This is a genomic window from Streptomyces sp. NPDC005402, from assembly GCF_040606575.1.
Taxonomy (GTDB): Bacteria; Actinomycetota; Actinomycetes; order Streptomycetales; family Streptomycetaceae; genus Streptomyces.
In genome coordinates this window covers 308,033-324,697 of record NZ_JBEXFB010000001.1, presented here as the reverse complement: position 1 = coordinate 324,697, position 16,665 = coordinate 308,033, and the positions used below count along the sequence as shown (strand labels likewise).

Sequence of the window (16,665 nt, the reverse complement as noted above, 5' to 3'; positions counted from 1 at the left end):
ATCGCCTGGGTGCCACAGCTCACTGGCCCAGCAGCCGGGGCGGTGTGGCGTCCGGGACCGGCCGCAGCAGCGCGGGGTGCGCGTCGACCACCCGCTCCTTCGTGAACGCGGCCACGATCCGGCGGGCCAGCAGCGGATCGGCGGGGAGCGAGTGCGCGGCGAACCAGCGGGCGGGCGCCGGATCGGGCGAGGGCTCGACGAACTCCGCGCCCGCGTAGTCGTCCAGCGGCGGATCGTAGAGGTACCCGCAGACCACGTCGTGCCGCACCAGCCGCCGCACGAGGGCGTCGCGGTCGTGGGCCAGGAGCGGCACCCGGAACAGCGGGAGGGGGCCGTCGTGCGCCGTCCGGTCGCGCAACGCGGGCGAGGCCCACGGCGTGCCCGCCAGCAGGGCGACCCCGGCCCTGCGCCGGGCCAGGTCCTCGTCGAGCCGGGCCATCCGCACACCGAGCTGGCCGCGGACCAGCGCGCCGTGCCGGGAACGGTAGCCGTGCAGATCGACACGGACCCACCGCTCGTAGGCGGCCAGGCTCGGGGCCTCCCGGGCGGCGGCGGCGAGCCGCGGCGCCTGCAGGGCCATCCGGAACGCGTCGCGCTCCATCAACCCGAGGCGCTCCATGGTCCGCCACACCGGGCGCACCAGATGGAGCGACCGGACGGCGGACCGGGCCAGCGGACGCAGGGTCGTGGTCAGGTCCGCACGCAGCCGGCCGGGGGTCAGGAGATCGTCGCGCAGCAGCTCCAGCTGCCGGCGCGTGCGCGCGTCCTCGACGGCGAGAAAGCCGCCCGCCATCCCCGCCACGTGCTTGGACAGGCTGAACGCCGCCGCCTTCCCGAAGGTCCCGACCGGCTGCCCGTCCACATGGCTGCCGATCGCGTGCGCCGCGTCCTCGAACAACGCAATCCCCAACTGCTCGCAGCGGCGCCGCAGTTCGAGAACCCGGTCGGGCACTCCGTACAGGTTGGTCGTCAGCACCGCGTCCACGTCGCGCCAGGTGGACTCCGGTACCGCGGCCGGGTCGATGTTGCCGTCCCACACGGACACCGGGGCCATCACGGGGCGCAGCCCGGCCGCGAGGACCACGAACAGGATCACGTCGTCGTTCACCGGTGACATCAGCACCCGTGCGCCCGGCCGGCACCAGCGCCGGAGCGCCAGGTACAGGGCCAGCCGGGCCGAGGGTGTGTAGACGCATTCGCGTCCCAGACGTCGGGTCATCGTCGCGGCCAGCCGCGAGCCGTACGGCATCGGCACCCCTTGTGTCGACGGGCCAGGGTAAGGGCCGTGGATGAGGACACGCGTCGGCGTCCCCCACGGGAACCGAGGGAACGGGCTCGCGTCAGCTCGCCGGCGGCACCGCGCGGTCGGAGTCCGAGCGGTGCCGGGACGTGCGCAGGGTGCCGACCGTCTTCAGGAGGCGGTCGGCGGGCTCGCGCAGGGCCGGATGGGCGTTGACCGTGTTGCGCAGTCCCCGCACCGGGCGGCGCCACAGACGGTGGGCCGTCGCGACCGGATGGGGACGGGTGGCGAATCCTTCCGCCACCCGCAGCTCACGGGTCTTGAGCCAGTCCTTCCACTCCTTGTCGCCGCGCCCCATGTCCATGAGCCGCGCCCCGCGCCGGCCCGCCGCCTCGGCCATCCGCAGATGCATGATCAGACCGGGGGAGTAGTACCGCAGCTCGGGGTCGTACGCGGTGAACCAGGGGGCGAACACCGTGCGCGAGGTCGGCCCGAAGTGCGCGGCCACCGGTCGGTCACCGGCGTACACCACCGAGAGGAGCCCGGTGAAGTGCTCCTCGCGGACATGGAAGAGGTCCTTCACCAGGTTCACGATCCACGGCCGCGCGAACCGGTCCATCCGGCCCGTCCGGCGGTACTGGGCGGACTTCCACTGCATCAGCGTGCGCAGCGCCCTCGGGTCGCGCTCGTCGAACACGAACCGCATCTCACCCAGGTCGCGCGTGAGCCGGCGCTCCTTCTTGAGGGTGGTCTTGGCGAGCCCCGGGTACGCGCCGCGCAGCCACTCCGGGTAACTGTCGCTGCCGACCTTCAGATCGATCACCGGGGAGGCGAACGTCCCGGTGACGTAGGGGGCGAAGGGGCTCTGCTCCTCGACGAGGTGGTCGAACTCGAACACCGAGAGCCGGCACGCCTTCAGCAGCGCCCCGGTGTCCCAGGTGACCCCGGGGCGGTGCACGAGACCCTGGCAGTCGGACAGTCCGAGGCCGATGGCCCGGCCGACGCCGAAGGAGCCGCGTTCGTACGGGAGGAAGCCCACGGCCTCGCCGCGCTGGTGCAGGACCGCCACCCGGGCGGCGCCGCGGTGCCTGCCGATCCCTGCCGCGAACTCCGGTGCCAGGAACGGGTTGGCGTAGTCGGGCGTCTCGTCCATCGCCCGGTGCCAGGCCGTGCGGAGCGAGATGCCGAGCTCGTCGGGTCGGTGGATCGTTATGTCCGTGTCACTGCTCATGGATCGCATGGGCGATCGTTCCCCCCAATTCCCCCCACGACGCGGCGTCCGCGTCCCGCCGATCGAAAGTGTCGGCAAGGATCAAACGTCGCCAAACAGTACGCATGCTGTCAAGGGTGCCTGCCGTAACGGAAGAGTGCGGATCGGACGCGCCTGGTTCCCGCCGCCGGTCACGGCAGCAGCCGTCGTTCCTTGGCGACGGCCACCGCGCCCGCCCGGGTCTCGACGCCCAACTTGCCGTAGATCCGCCCCAGGTGGGTCTTGACCGTCGCCTCGCTGATGAACAGGGCCCGGGCGATCTCCCGGTTGCCGAGGCCACGGGCGAGTTGCGCGAGGATCTCGTGCTCGCGGACGGACAGGGCGGGGCGTGGGCTGCGCAGCCGGGTCAGCAGCCGGTCGGCCACCGGGGCGGACAGCGTGCTGCGGCCCGACGCCGCGTCACGGATGGCCGAGAACAGCTCCTCGGGCTGTTCCGCCTTGAGGAGATAGCCGGTGGCACCCGCCTCGATGGCACGGGTGATGTCGGCGTCGGTGTCGAACATGGTGAGCACCAGCACCCGCGGGCCCCGCTCGCCTCCGGCCGTCAACTGCCGGGTGGCCGTCACCCCGTCGATGCCACCGTCGAGTTGGAGATCCATCAGTACGACGTCGGGGTGCAGGTGGGCCGCCATGGCGAGCGCTTCCTCACCGGTCGCGGCCTCCGCGACCACGTCGATGCCGTCCGCGCTGGAGAGCAGGGCCCGCAGCCCGGCGCGTACGACGGCATGGTCGTCGCAGATCAGGAGCCGGACGAGGGAGGAGGGCGGTGACGTACTCACAGGATGGGCTCCTTGACGACGAGCGGGACGGCGGCCGACACCACGGTGCCCTCTCCCGGCGTGGACTCCACGGTGAGCGAGCCGCCGGCCTGGCGGGCCCGGATCCGCATGGCGGGCAGCCCGTGCCCCCGCGTGGACGACTCGGGCACCCGGGTCCCGGACTGCTCGAACCCCCGTCCGTTGTCGGCGACGTCCAGCGAGACCTGGTCGTCCAGCCACGTCAGCGTGAGCGCGGCCCGGGTCGCCGCCGCGTGCTCCCGTACGTTGGCCAGCGTGCCCTGGGCGATCCGGAGCAGCGCCGCCGCCACCCGCTCCGGCAACGGCCCCTGTTCCCCGTCCAGCCGGAACTCCACGGTCAGCCCCGGTCCGCTCTCCCGCCGGGCGAGTTCGCCCAGGGCCTCGGCGAGGGAACGCTCCGCGAGGTCGGCCGGGGCCAGGTCGTGCACGAAACGGCGGGCCTCGGTGAGGCTGCGCGAGGTGATCTCCGCCGCCGCCCGGACGTGCTCCCGGGCCGCGTCCCGATCGGCGTCCCACACCCGTTCGGCGGCCTGGAGCAGCATCCGCTGACTGGACAGCTCCTGCGCGACGCTGTCGTGGATCTCCGCGGACAGCCGCTGCCGCTCCGCCAGGACCCCGGCCCGCCGCTCGGTGGCGGCGAGTTCGTGCCGGGTGCGCACCAGGTCCTCGATCAGCACGCGCTGCCGGGCGCCCTGCCGTTGCAGATGGACGAGTACGGCGGTGGCGACCGCGGCGACGGCCGGCGGGGCCACGACCATGTTGGGGTTCAGCGGCCCGTCGGCCACCCGTATCTCAGAGAGCACGACCAGCGCGGTGAGCACGGCCGCCGCCGGTACCGCGATCCTCGGCGGCAGCGCGTGCAGTCCCGCGAACAGCAGGGGCATCACGCACCAGGTGGCGCTCGGCGCGAGCACGAGCAGGACGACCCAGACGGCGGTGACCGAGCCCAGCCACAACAGATGACGCCGGGTGGGCGGCAGTCCCGGCCGGGGCGGCGGGGCCAGCAGATGCCCGAGGACGTACAGCAGACAGAAGAACGCGAACAGCGCCACCACCCAGCCGGTGCGCGCCCCGCCCTGGTCGCGGCTCAGGAAGCGGGCGAACGACGAGCACAGCAGCAGGAAGAACGCGCCGTGCACGATCGCGCCCAGCCAGCGCTCGTCCGGATCGGTGGGGTCCATGCTCCGTGTCTAACGTGCCGGACGTGGAACCGCATCAACCGATCGGCTGACATGGCGGTCGCCCGAACCTCCCCGGGGCGCGAGCCTGTTGACCGAGCCGGACCCCCGGCCGCCGCACCGAGGCTTGGCAGCACAGCGAAGACCTCCGAAAGGCCTCCCGATGCCCGCCAGGAACCTCACCGCCAACCGTGCCGCCCTCGGCCATCGTGTCGGCTACGCCCTGCGCCACCCCGACCGCGTGCCCCGCCATGTGGCCCGCGCCGCCCGCGACCTGTGGCTGCGCCGCCGGCACCCGGACCACGTCTCCTACTACCGCGCCGTGATGCGCTCGGACACCCGTACCGATCCGGACGCGGCCGTGGGCAGCCGCAGCCGGGAGCGCTGGCTGGCGCTCGGGGCGATGCAGTTCGACTACCTGCTCGGCCACGGACTGCGCCCCGAGCACCGCATGCTGGAGATCGGCTGCGGCAACCTGCGCGGCGGCTGGCGCTTCATCCGCCATCTGGAGCCGGGCCATTACCACGGGATCGACATCTCGCCCGACATCCTCTTCGCCGCGCAGGACACTGTCGTCGACATGTCTTTGCAGAAGCGGCTGCCGAACCTGACCCCGGTCCGGGACCTGACGCTGCGCTTCCTGCCGGACGCCCACTTCGATGTCGTCCACGCGCACAGCGTCTTCTCGCACTCGCCGCTGCCGGTGATCGAGGAGTGCCTGGCCCACGTCGGCCGGGTGCTCGCCCCGGAAGGCTGGTTCGACTTCACCTTCGACCGCACCGAGGGCGAGGAACACCATGTGCTCCGCGAGGACTTCTACTACCGCGTCGAGACACTCGTCGCCCTGGCCGAGAAGCACGGGCTGCGAGCCCGCTTCATGGACGACTGGGAGGAACTCCCGCACGGCCAGTCCAAGATCCGGGTGACGCACCAGGAGACGGTCCGATGAGTCCGGGGTGTGTGGTGGGAAAGGGCACCGTGTTCCGGGACGCGGTCACGGCGGCCGGCTGAGGAGCGCATGTTCCGCACGGCCAGTCCAAGATCCGGGTGACGCACGGGGAGCCGAGCCGGTGACCCCGGCGGAAATTGCCTGTCGCCGGGGCCGGTGAGGGCACAGACTCGTGCCATGGCTGACATGGGGGAGTTCCGGGACGCGGTCACGGCGTGGGCGGCCGGCGGTTCCGGCGGCCCGGCACACGAACTGGCCGCGCGGCTGTCCGTCCGGACCGTCGTCCTGCTCGAAGGACCGAGCGACGTGGCGGCGGTCGACGCGCTGGCCGCGAGCCGGGGCCGGAACCTCGCCGCCGAGGGGCTCTGCGTCCTGGCGATGGGCGGGGCGATGAGCGTCGGCCGCTTCGCCGGGCTGCTCGGCCCGTCGGGCCTGGGCCTGCGGCTGACGGGACTGTGCGACGAGAGGGAACGGCCGTTCTACGCCCGGGGCTGGGAGCGGGCCGGCGCGGCACCGGACGGGTACTTCGTCTGCGCGGCGGACCTGGAGGACGAACTCATCCGCGCGCTGGGCGTGGCCCGGGTGAAGGAACTCGTGTGCGAGGAGGGCGACCTGCGGCCCCTCCAGACCTTCCTGGCCCAGCCCGCCCAGCAGGGCCGCCCCGCCCAGCAGCAGTTGCGGCGCTTCCTCGGCACGAAGAAGGGACGCAAGATCCACTACGGCCGTGTCCTCGTCGAAGCCCTCGACCCCGACCGGGTGCCCGCCCCGCTCGACGACCTGTTCGCAACACTGTGACCGGGGATTTCTCGCACACGCGGAGCGCCGGAAGGCGGGCGTGGTCACCGATATCACCGCCCGGGGTCTTGTTAGGACAATCGCCGGGGATCTAGGGTCGTCCTCGGGAGAGCAAGCGCTTTCCCCGCATGACAGCGTCCCCTTGCCGGACGTTTCGAGGAGGACCGTATGCCCCGTCCAGCCCGCCGCCGCGTAGCCGTGGTCGGCACCGGCGCCATCGTCAGCGGCAGCCATCTGTCCGCGCTCAGGGCCCACGCCGAGCGCACGGAACTGGTCGCCGCCGTCGACGTGGACCAGGGCAGACTCGACGCCTTTCGCGAGCTCGCGGGCGGCGAGGTCGCCGGGTACACCTCCATGGCCGGGATGCTGGACGCCGTACGCCCCGACCTGGTCCTCATCGGCACTCCACCGTCGCTGCACCGCGAGCAGACGGTGGCCGCCCTCAAGGCGGGCGCCTGGGTGCTGTGCGAGAAGCCGCTGACGCTGTCCCTCGCCGAGTACGACGAGATCGCCGCGGCCGAGGAGGCGTCCGGGGCCTACGCCTCCGTCGTCTTCCAGCACCGCTACGGCTCCGGCGCCGTCCACGCGCGCGAGCTCATCACGAGCGGCGAGCTGGGCGCCCCCCGGGTCGCGCACTGCCAGACCACCTGGCACCGGGACGCCGCCTACTACGCCGTACCTTGGCGCGGCACCTGGGCCAGTGAGGGCGGCGGCCCGACCATGGGGCACGGCATCCACCAGTACGACCTTCTCCTGCACCTGCTCGGCCCCTGGACGGAGATCCGCGCCATGGCGGCCCGGCTGGTCCACGACACCGAGAGCGAGGACGTCTCCACGGCCCTCGTCCGGTTCGAGAACGGCGCCCTCGCCACCGTCGTCAACAGCGTGCTGTCACCCGACGAGGTGAGCCGCATCCGCATCGACTGCGCCGACGCGACGGTCGAACTCACCCACCTCTACGGCCACCGCAACGAGGACTGGACCTACGTCCCCGCCCCCCACGTGGCCGCCGACCGCGTCGACGCCTGGCGCAGGCCCGCCGCCGACGTGCCCAGTTCGCACGCGGCCCAGCTCGGCGCGCTCCTCGACGCGTACGACAACGGTGTCAGGCCTCCCGGCAGCGGCGCCGACGCGCGTGCCACCCTCGAGTTCGCCGCGGCGCTCTACAAGTCCGCGTTCACGGGGCAGCCCGTGCACGCGGGCGAGATCGCGCCGGGCGACCCGTTCTACCCGGCCATGCACGGCGATCACCCCCACTGGGCCCCCAAGGAGCGCGCATGAGCATCCGCGTCAGCCACGTCCACGGCGAGCACATCGCCGTCGAGGCGGCGAACGGCACGGAGATCCTCCGCTACGTCTACCGACCCGACCCCGAGGCGTTCGAGGCCCAGAAGCCCTACGCCCACCCGGTGCGCACCCTCGGCGGCCGCACGGTGACCGGCTACCGTCCCAACGACCACCGCTGGCACAAGGGCCTGCAGATGACGGCGAGCCATCTGTCGGGGCAGAACTTCTGGGGCGGCAACTGCTATGTCCACGGCCAGGGTTATCTGCCCCTGCCGGAGCGCGTCGGCTCCATGCGGCACGACGGCTTCACCGCCTTCACGGCCTCCGAGGCCCGGCTGGACGTCACCGAGGCGCTGACCTGGGTGGAGAACGGCGGCGAGGAGTGGGCGCGTGAGGAGCGTGGCCTGGCCGTCCACTCGGTCGACGAGACCGCCGGCTCCTGGGCGCTCGACTGGTCGATCCGGCTCACGAATCTCCGTGCCGAGCCCCTCGGCTTCGGTTCCCCCACCACCGCGGGCCGTGAGATGGCCGGCTACACCGGACTCCAGTGGCGCGGCCCCCGCGACTTCACCGGCGGCGCGGTCTTCGGCCCGGACACCGACGGCGACGCGGACAAGCTGATGGGCAGCCAGAGTCCCTGGCTCGCCTTCACCACCGAGCACGACGACGTGGACGCCCACTCCACGCTCGTCTTCGCGCATGCCCCCGAGAACCTCGACGCCGGGACCGCGATCCACGAGTCGCACTGGTTCGTGCGCTCCGAGCCCTTTCCGACGGTCGCGTTCTCCTGGGCGTTCTTCGAGGAGTTCGAGCTGCCTCCGGGGGAGTCCTTCGAGTACCGCTACCGGCTGGTCGTGGCCGACGGCGCCTGGGACGAGGAACGCGTCTCCTCGTGTCTGGGAGGCCTGTCCTGGTGAAGCCCGGCCTCCCGCACCCGCTGCCCGGCGCCGTGGGCCTGTCCCACCTGAGTGCCTACGACTGGGAGGCCGCCGACGGCGTGTGCGGCGGCAGCCCGCATCTGCACCTGGTGTGCACGGAGGCGTACGTCGTCACCGGCGGCCTGGGAGCCGTGCAGACGCTGAGCCCCGACGGCTACCGGGAGATCCCCCTGGAGCCCGGCTCGATCGCCTGGTTCACGGCGGGCACCGTGCACCGCATGGTCCAGGGCGGTGATCTCCGCGTCACGGTGCTGATGCAGAACAGCGGCCTGCCCGAGGCCGGCGACGCCGTCTTCACCTTCCCGCCGGAGGTGCTCGCCGACCCCGCGCGGTACGCCGCCGCGGCCCGTCTCCCGCCCGGGACCGGGCCGGAGACGGCGGCCGCCGCCCGGCGCCGCAGGGACCTCGCCGTCGAGGGGTACCTCGTGCTGCGCGGCGCCCTCGCCGACGGCGACAACGCCCCGTACGTGGAGTTCCAGCGGGCCGCCGCCCGGCTGGTGCGGGACAGGGTGCCCCACTGGCGCGAGCTGTGGCAGGCCGGCGCCCTGGCCACCGCCGAGCGCACCGGCGCCCAGCTCGACGCGCTGGCGTCCGGCGAGCCGTCGTATCTCGGTGAGGCGACCGCGTACGAGGCCGCCCCGACCCGGCTCGGCGGCTTCGGGATGTGCGGCAGACGCGACGAGTACAACCTGCCGGGCACGACGCTGCCGTACCGCGGCGAGTGACCCGGTCGGCTCAGGGGGAGTTCGAGGGGGGCATAGAAAGCCCGAGGAAGGGATGAGGTGACCTCGGCATGCCCGGCCAGATCGACCAGCACGCCTCCGGCGGTCCGGCGAGTCACCGTCGTGGCCAGCGCACCCGCCGATTGGGTGGCGTGGAGCGCCCACGCCTTCGACCGGTCCACCGCGCTTCGTGAGCGGACGGTCCGGGTAAGGGGCGCGGGGAACTGCGCGATCAGCCACGAAGCAGCCGCAGTCGCCCGCGAGAGCGCACCTGCCGAGTTCCTGGGCGCGCGGTCCGGAACGAACGCAGCCGCAGCGAGTTGCCGACCACGAACACCGACGAGAACGCCATCGCCGCACCGGCCAGCATCGGGTTGAGGAGTCCGGCCGCCGCGAGCGGCAGCGCGGCCACGTTGTAGGCGAAGGCCCAGAAGAGGTTGGACCGGATCGTCCCGAGCGTTCGGCGGGCGAGCCGGATGGCGTCCGCCGCGGAGCGCAGGTCGCCCCGGACGAGGGTCAGATCGCCCGCCTCGATCGCGGCGTCCGTGCCGGTGCCCATCGCCAGGCCCAGGTCGGCCTGGGCCAGCGCGGCCGCGTCGTTGACGCCGTCGCCGACCATCGCGACCGAACGGCCCTCCGCCTGAAGCCGCTTGACGACGTCCACCTTGTCCTGCGGCAGTACTTCAGCGATCACCTGCTCGGGGTCGATGCCGACCTCGCGGGCCACGGACCCGGCCACGGCCCGGTTGTCACCGGTCAGCAGGATCGGGGTGAGACCGAGCGCGCGCAGGCGGGCGACGGCCTCACGGCTGCTGTCCTTGACGGCGTCGGCGACTTCGAGCAGGGCCCGACCCTCGCCGTCCCAGGCGACCGCGATGACGGTACGGCCGGCCGACTCGGCGGCGGCCTTCATGAGCCGGAGCTCCTCGGGCAGCTTGATCGCCCAGTCGGCGAGCAGGCGCTCGCGGCCGACGAGGACGGCATGGCCGTCGACGATGCCCTGCACACCGAGCCCCGGAACGTTCGCGAAGTCCTCGGGCGTGGGCAGTGACCCCAGCTTCTCCAGCGCCCCGTCGGCCACCGCCCGCGCGACCGGATGCTCCGACGCGTGCTCCAAGGCGCCCGCCAGCCGCAGGACTTCGGCCTCGTCGGTGCCGTGGGCCGCGTGCACGGCCAGCAGGGTCATCCGGCCGGTGGTGACGGTGCCGGTCTTGTCCAGCACGACGGTGTCGACCCTGCGGGTGGACTCCAGGACCTCAGGTCCCTTGATGAGGATGCCGAGTTGAGCACCGCGCCCGGTGCCGACCAGCAGCGCGGTCGGCGTGGCGAGCCCCAGGGCGCACGGGCAGGCGATGATCAGTACGGCGACCGCGGCGGTGAACGCGGCGGCCGTACCGGCGCCGTTGCCGAGCCAGAAGCCCAGGGTGCCCAGGGCCAGGGCGATCACGACCGGGACGAACACGCCGGAGGTCCGGTCCGCCAGCCGCTGCGCGGCCGCCTTGCCGTTCTGCGCGTCCTCCACGAGCTTGGCCATCCTGGCCAGTTGGGTGTCCGCGCCGACCCGGGTCGCCTCGACGACGAGCCGTCCGCCCGCGTTCAGGGTGGCGCCGGTGACGGCATCACCGGGGGTGACCTCCACCGGCACGGACTCACCGGTGAGCATCGAGGCATCCACGGCTGAGGCGCCTTCTACGACGGTCCCGTCGGTGGCGATCTTCTCGCCGGGACGGACGACGAAGTGGGCGCCGACCTTCAACTCCGTGACGGAAACGGTCTGTTCGCGCCCGTCCGGGTGCAGCACGGTCACGTCCTTCGCGCCCAGCTCCAGCAGCGCCTTCAGGGCCGCACCCGCCTTGCGCTTGGAGCGGGCCTCGAAGTACCGCCCGGCCAGGATGAACGCGGTGACCCCTGCCGCGGCCTCCAGATACAGGTTCCCGGTGCCGTCACCGCGAGCGATCGTCAGCTCGAAGGGGTGTTTCATGCCCGGCGTGCCCGCGGTCCCCAGGAACAGCGCCCACAAGGACCAGCCGAAGGCGGCCGTCGTACCGACCGAGATCAGCGTGTCCATGGTGGCCGCGCCGTGCCGGGCGTTGGTGAAGGCCGCCTTGTGGAAGGGCCATCCGGCGTACGTCACCACGGGCGCCGCCAGTGTCAGCGACAGCCACTGCCAGTACTGGAACTGCAGCGCCGGGACCATCGCCATGGCGATGACGGGCACCGCCAGCACCACGGCGGTCACCAACCGCTCACGCAGGGACCGCAGTTCGTCGGACTCCGCTTCGTCGGGGGCGGCGGGCTCGGGAGGTGCCGGTTCCCGGGCCGTGTACCCGGTCTTCTCGACGGTCGCTATGAGCTCCTGGACCGAGACGCCGGCGGGGTGGGTGACCCTGGCCTTCTCGGTGGCGTAGTTGACGGTGGCGGTGACCCCGTCCATCCGGTTGAGCTTCTTCTCGATGCGCGCCGCACACGAGGCACAGGTCATGCCGCCGATGGCGAGCTCGGTCTCGGCTGCTGCGGTGGTGGTCATCGATGCTCCTCGTGGATACCGGGTAGGGGTATTCTGTGACGCGTCTCCTGTATACCCCCGTCGGGTATGCAGAGCAAGCGCTGCAACGGGTTGACTTGATACCCCCCAGGGGTATGGTGAAGTGCATCGGGAACCCTCGTCGGGCTGAAGGAGCCGGTCATGCACGCTGGACTGAAGATCACCGCATTCGCCGCCGCGCTGGCCGCGACGTTCGGCACCGCCTACGGCGTGGGCCAGGGCATCGGCCCGGTCGTCGAGGACGAGCCGCCCGCCCGCCATGACGCACACAAGGACGGCGGCGACTCAGGGCGCTCGCAGGACGCTGGGCACTCGGAACACGAGTCGCACCCGGCCGGCGGGCTCCAGGTCTCCGAGAACGGCTACACCCTCGACCTGCGAACCCCGCGCGTCGCGGCAGGCCGCACCGCCGACCTGCGCTTCGCCATCAGGGGCGACGACGGCCGCGCGGTCACCGCCTTCCGTCGGGAGCACGACAAGGAACTCCACTTGATCGTGGCCTCCCGCGACCTCAACACCTACCGTCATCTGCACCCCACCCGGGCCGCCGACGGAACCTGGAGCATCCCCGTGTCCCTGCCTCGGGCGGGCGGCTACCGGGTCTTCGCCGACTTCACCCCCGACAAGAAGGGCGCCGAGAACCTCACCCTCGGCGCGGACCTGGCCGTGTCGGGCACCTACGCACCGCAGGACCTTCCGGTACCGAACACCACCGCCGCCACCGACGGCTACGAGGTGAAGCTCGGCGGCGCGCTGCGTCCCGGCGCCGCCCGCGAACTCAAGCTGACGGTGGCCCGGGGCGGCAGGCCGGTCACCGACCTCCAGCCCTACCTCGGCGCCTACGGCCACCTGGTCGCCCTGCGCTCCGGCGACCTCGCCTACCTCCACGTCCACCCGAACGGCGAGCCCGGCGACGGCACCACCGCCGCCGGCCCGGACATCTCCTTCACGGCCACGGCACCCAGCGGCGGCACCTACCGGCTCTTCCTCGACTTCAAGCACGAGGGCAAGGTGCGCACCGCCGCGTTCACGGTCAGGGCGGGAGGAGCGGTCGGCGCGCCTGCGGACGAGGCTCCGCACGAGTCGTCCGGCGAGCACGGCCACTGACCCTCAGCCGATGCGAGCCCCCGCGCCCCCGACCCGGACCCGGGGCTCGCCCGCGCGCAGGGTCACCGTGAGCTCACCGGGGCGGCCCAGGTCATCTCCCTGGTGCAGGGTGAGGACGGCGTCCTCCGGAACCAGGCCGAGATCACGCGCGTACGCACCGAACGCCGCGGCCGCGGCACCGGTCGCCGGGTCCTCGACGACACCGCCGACGGGGAACGGGTCGCGGACATGGAAGACGGCGGCCGACTCCCGCCACACCAACTGGACCGTGGTCAGGTCCAGCCGGTGCATCAGGGCTTCGAGGCGCGCGAAGTCGTACGCCAGCTCCGCGAGGCGCGCGCGAGTCGCCGCCGCCAGGACCAGGTGGCGGGCACCGGCGAACGCGATGCGGGGCGGGAACGCCGGGTCGAGATCGCCGGCCGGCCAGTCGAGTGCGGCCAGCGCCTCCGCGAGGTCGGCGTCGGAGATCTCCTCCACGTGCGGGGTGACGCTGGTGAGCGTGGCAAGGACCGTCCCGCCCTCCTCGGCCACCGACACCGGCACGGTTCCGGCAGGCGTGGCGAACACCAGCTCTCCCGGCCCGATCCGCTCGGCCAGCGCGAGGGCGGTCGCGACGGTGGCGTGCCCGCAGAAGGGCACCTCGGCCTTGGGACTGAAGTAGCGGATGCTGAACTTTCGTCCCTCCGGCCCCTCCAGCCCCTCGGGGGGCGCGGTCAGGAAGGCGGACTCCGAGTACCCGAGCTCGGCGGCGATGGCCAGCATGTCGGCGTCGTCCAGGGCCGAGGCGTCCAGTACGACGCCGGCGGGGTTGCCGCCCTCGGGGCTGCTGGAGAAGGCGGTGTATCGCAGGACCTCGGGGCGCGGCGCGTTCGTCGTCATGCCGACGGCAACGTGGGACCGCACGGCACCTATTCCGGGCCACGACGAGCGGCGGCTCCTCAGCCGAGCGCCCGGTCCAGGTTGAACGCCGCGCTGATCAGGGCGAGGTGGGTGAACGCCTGCGGGAAGTTCCCCTGTTGCTCACCGGTGTTGCTGATCTCCTCGGCGTACAGGCCCAGATGGTTGGCGTAGGTGAGCATCTTCTCGAAGGCCAGGCGGGCCTCGTCGATCCGCCCGGCGTGCACCATCGCCTCGACGTACCAGAAGGAGCAGATGGAGAAGGTGCCCTCGTCGCCGCGCAGCCCGTCGGGGCTCGCCGTCGGGTCGTAGCGGTAGACGAGGGAGTCCGACACCAGCTCCTCGGTGAGCGCGTCCAGCGTGGACAGCCACTTGGGGTCGGTCGGCGCGATGAACTTGGTCAGCGGCATCATCAGGACGGCGGCGTCGAGCACGTCGCCGCCCTCGTGCTGGACGAACGCCTGCCGGGTCTCGGACCAGCCGCGCCGCATGATCCGCTGGTAGATCGCGTCGCGGCACTCCCGCCAGCGGTTCAGGTCGGCGGGCAGGCCGCGCCGGTTGGCCATGCGGATCGCCCGCTCGATCGCCACCCAGCACATCAGCCGTGAGTACAGGAAGTTCTTGCGGCCGCCGCGGGTCTCCCAGATGCCCTCGTCGGGCTGGTCCCAGTGCTCGCACACCCACTCCACCAGCGTGCACACGTCGTCCCACTGGCCGCTGGAGATGGGCTTGGCCCACTTGTCGTAGAGGTAGATCGAGTCGATCAGGGCGCCGTAGATGTCGAGTTGCAGCTGGTCGGCGGCCGCGTTGCCGACCCGGACCGGCGCCGAGCCCTGATGCCCTTCCAGATGGGGGAGTTCACGTTCCGTCAGATCGGTGCGGCCGTCGATGCCGTACATGATCTGGAGCGGCCCCGAGTGGCCGTGGCCGTCCGGGCTGACGTGCCGGATGAGGAAGTCCATGAACTGCTCGGCCTCGCTGGTGAAGCCGAGCCGCAGCAGGGCGTACACACAGAAGGCGGCGTCGCGCACCCACACGTAGCGGTAGTCCCAGTTGCGCTCCCCGCCGAGCTGCTCGGGCAGGCTCGTGGTCGGCGCGGCCACGATGGCGCCGGTGGGCGCGTAGGTGAGCAGCTTGAGGGTGAGGGCGGAGCGGTGCACCATCTCCCGCCAGCGGCCCCGGTACTTGGAGGCGGACAGCCAGTGCCGCCAGTAGGCGACCGTGCTGTTGAACTGCTCCTCGGCCTCGGTGCGCGCGCACCGGCGCGGAGTGATCTCGCCGCCGACCTGGTCCAGCGCGAAGACCGCCGACTCGCCCTCGGAGAGCTTGAAGTCGGCGCGTACGTCCGCCCCTTCGGTCTCCAGCGGCACGGTGGCGGTCAGCCCCAGTGACAGCTTGGCGGACTCGAAGACCGCGACGTCCCCGACCATGCGGAGGGTGTGCGGCTGGGCGCCGTAGTCGAAGCGCGGGGCCACGCGGGTGCGGAACGGGATCGAGCCGCGGACGCACACCACCCGCCGGATCAGCCGGTGCCGGTCGGTCTCCACCATGTCGCCGTCGACCGGCATGAAGTCCTGGACCTCGCCCACGCCGTCCTCGGTGTAGAACCGGGTGATCAGGACGTTGGTGTCGGGGAAGTAGAACTGCTTGGTCCGCGCGGGCACGGCCGCCGCCAGCTCGAAGGCGCCCCCGCGCTCCGCGTCCAGGATCGACGCGAAGACGCTCGGCGCGTCGAAGGACGGGCAGCAGTACCAGTCGATCGTGCCGTCGGTCCCGACCAGCGCCACACTGCGCAGGTCACCGATCAGACCGTGCTCGGCGATCGGCAGGTAGCCCGGGTGATTGCTGGGTGATCCGCTCATCGCAGCCTCCTGCTGATCAGCCTAGGCAGGTTCGGCCACAGGTGTCAGGGGAACGGCCCTCTCACCGCGAGGAGCCGCAGCCCTGCCTCCCCGCACCGCCGGTCGCCTTCGCTCCTTGCATGCACATGCTTGATTATGCTCGAAACGTCGCTGTATCTTGCAAGAACAAGCAAACTACGGAGGGTGCGGCATGACCCATGTCGAGGACGAGCTGACCAGTCAGCCGGAGTGCTGGACCCGGGCCGCGACGGAGGCGGCACGCCACTCCGGCGTGCTTCCGGCAGCCGGGGAGCGGGTCGCGATCGTCGGATGCGGCACGTCGTACTTCATGGCACAGGCGGTCGCGGCGCTGCGCGAGGCCGCGGGCCAGGGCGAGACGGACGCCTTCGCCGCGTCGGAGTTCCCGCACGGCCGCTCGTACGACCGGGTCGTCGCCCTCACCCGCTCCGGTACGACGACCGAAGTCCTCGACCTGCTGGGGCGGTTGAAGGGACGCACCCGCACCACCGCCCTCACCGCGGATCCGGCCACCCCGGTCATGACGGTCGCCGACGAGGTGGTCGTCCTCGACTTCGCCGACGAACAGTCCGTCGTCCAGACGAGGTTCGCGACCACCGCCCTCACCCTGCTCCGCGCCCACCTGGGCCTGCACAGCGACTCCGTCGTGGCCGACGCCCGCACCGCGCTCTCGACGCCCCTGCCCGAAGGCCTCGTCGAGTGTGCGCAGTTCACCTTCCTCGGCCGGGGCTGGACGGTGGGACTGGCCAACGAGGCCGGACTGAAGATGCGCGAGGCCTGCCTCGCCTGGACCGAGGCCTACCCGGCGATGGAGTACCGGCACGGCCCCATCAGCATCACCACCCACGGCACCGCCACCTGGATGCTCGGCGCGGCACCCGAGGGGCTGGCCGAGCAGGTGCGGGAGACCGGCGGACTGTGGGTGCCCGGCACCCTGGACCCCCTCGCCGAACTGGTCCGGGTGCAGCGCCTCGCGGTCGCCGTCGCCACAGCCCGCGGCCTCGACCCGGACCGGCCCCGAAACCTCACCCGCTCGGTGATCCTCGCCCGCCCCTAGGAG

The 16,665-nt window shown here is 72.2% G+C and carries 14 protein-coding genes; 7 read left to right on the top strand and 7 right to left on the bottom strand.

Translation table 11 applies throughout. From position 1 onward, the window contains the following. Positions 1-19: 19 nt before the first annotated feature. The 4 genes from ABZT02_RS01535 to ABZT02_RS01520 form a co-directional block, all read right to left on the bottom strand. On the bottom strand, positions 20-1,249 hold the full coding sequence (locus ABZT02_RS01535) for a DegT/DnrJ/EryC1/StrS family aminotransferase (protein ID WP_356013066.1): 1,230 nt from the start codon (positions 1,247-1,249) through the stop codon (positions 20-22). Between the two features lie 91 nt (positions 1,250-1,340). After that, on the bottom strand, positions 1,341-2,480 hold the full coding sequence (locus ABZT02_RS01530) for a GNAT family N-acetyltransferase (protein WP_356013064.1): 1,140 nt from the start codon (positions 2,478-2,480) through the stop codon (positions 1,341-1,343). 161 nt (positions 2,481-2,641) lie between these two features. Then, on the bottom strand, positions 2,642-3,289 hold the full coding sequence (locus tag ABZT02_RS01525) for a response regulator transcription factor (RefSeq protein ID WP_356013062.1): 648 nt from the start codon (positions 3,287-3,289) through the stop codon (positions 2,642-2,644). Further along, the gene (locus ABZT02_RS01520; RefSeq protein WP_356013060.1) at positions 3,286-4,488 is read right to left on the bottom strand and encodes a sensor histidine kinase; all 1,203 of its coding nucleotides are present in this window, start codon (positions 4,486-4,488) and stop codon (positions 3,286-3,288) included. Before ABZT02_RS01520 ends, ABZT02_RS01525 begins: the two co-directional genes overlap by 4 nt. Before the next feature lie 160 nt (positions 4,489-4,648). On the opposite strand from ABZT02_RS01520, the gene ABZT02_RS01515 reads away from it, so the two are divergent. From ABZT02_RS01515 to ABZT02_RS01495, 5 genes are all read left to right on the top strand, one after another. Next, on the top strand, positions 4,649-5,434 hold the full coding sequence (locus tag ABZT02_RS01515) for a class I SAM-dependent methyltransferase (protein ID WP_356013058.1): 786 nt from the start codon (positions 4,649-4,651) through the stop codon (positions 5,432-5,434). A 177-nt stretch (positions 5,435-5,611) separates the two neighbouring features. Then, complete coding sequence (locus ABZT02_RS01510) at positions 5,612-6,229, top strand: TOPRIM nucleotidyl transferase/hydrolase domain-containing protein (protein ID WP_356013057.1); 618 nt, start codon at positions 5,612-5,614, stop codon at positions 6,227-6,229. 168 nt (positions 6,230-6,397) lie between these two features. Then, entirely contained in the window at positions 6,398-7,510 is a 1,113-nt protein-coding gene (locus tag ABZT02_RS01505; RefSeq protein ID WP_356013055.1) for a Gfo/Idh/MocA family oxidoreductase, read from the top strand. After that, positions 7,507-8,433, top strand: a complete 927-nt coding sequence (locus ABZT02_RS01500; protein ID WP_356013053.1) for a PmoA family protein — start codon at positions 7,507-7,509, stop codon at positions 8,431-8,433. Before ABZT02_RS01505 ends, ABZT02_RS01500 begins: the two co-directional genes overlap by 4 nt. Next, positions 8,409-9,179 carry a cupin gene (locus tag ABZT02_RS01495; RefSeq protein WP_356013051.1) on the top strand — a complete coding sequence of 257 codons (771 nt, stop codon included), beginning with the start codon at positions 8,409-8,411 and terminating at the stop codon, positions 9,177-9,179. The genes ABZT02_RS01500 and ABZT02_RS01495 overlap by 25 nt, the downstream gene beginning before the upstream one ends. 229 nt (positions 9,180-9,408) lie before the next feature. Here the strand turns inward: ABZT02_RS01495 and ABZT02_RS01490 are convergent, their stop codons facing one another. Then, complete coding sequence (locus tag ABZT02_RS01490; protein ID WP_356013048.1) at positions 9,409-11,703, bottom strand: heavy metal translocating P-type ATPase; 2,295 nt, start codon at positions 11,701-11,703, stop codon at positions 9,409-9,411. Between the two features lie 159 nt (positions 11,704-11,862). Here ABZT02_RS01490 and ABZT02_RS01485 point away from each other — a divergent pair, with 159 nt between their 5' ends. Continuing rightward, positions 11,863-12,828: a hypothetical protein gene (locus ABZT02_RS01485; protein ID WP_356013046.1), complete on the top strand. Its 966-nt coding sequence runs from the start codon at positions 11,863-11,865 to the stop codon at positions 12,826-12,828. 3 nt (positions 12,829-12,831) lie between these two features. Here the strand turns inward: ABZT02_RS01485 and ABZT02_RS01480 are convergent, their stop codons facing one another. Together ABZT02_RS01480 and ABZT02_RS01475 are read right to left on the bottom strand one after the other, a co-directional pair. Then, positions 12,832-13,707 carry a PhzF family phenazine biosynthesis isomerase gene (locus tag ABZT02_RS01480; RefSeq protein WP_356013044.1) on the bottom strand — a complete coding sequence of 292 codons (876 nt, stop codon included), beginning with the start codon at positions 13,705-13,707 and terminating at the stop codon, positions 12,832-12,834. 59 nt (positions 13,708-13,766) lie between these two features. Beyond that, on the bottom strand, positions 13,767-15,587 hold the full coding sequence (locus ABZT02_RS01475; protein WP_356013041.1) for a glycoside hydrolase family 15 protein: 1,821 nt from the start codon (positions 15,585-15,587) through the stop codon (positions 13,767-13,769). 190 nt (positions 15,588-15,777) lie between these two features. On the opposite strand from ABZT02_RS01475, the gene ABZT02_RS01470 reads away from it, so the two are divergent. Continuing rightward, a complete protein-coding gene (locus ABZT02_RS01470) occupies positions 15,778-16,662 on the top strand; it encodes an SIS domain-containing protein (protein ID WP_356013039.1) in 885 nt (294 codons plus the stop codon). Positions 16,663-16,665 lie beyond the last annotated feature (3 nt).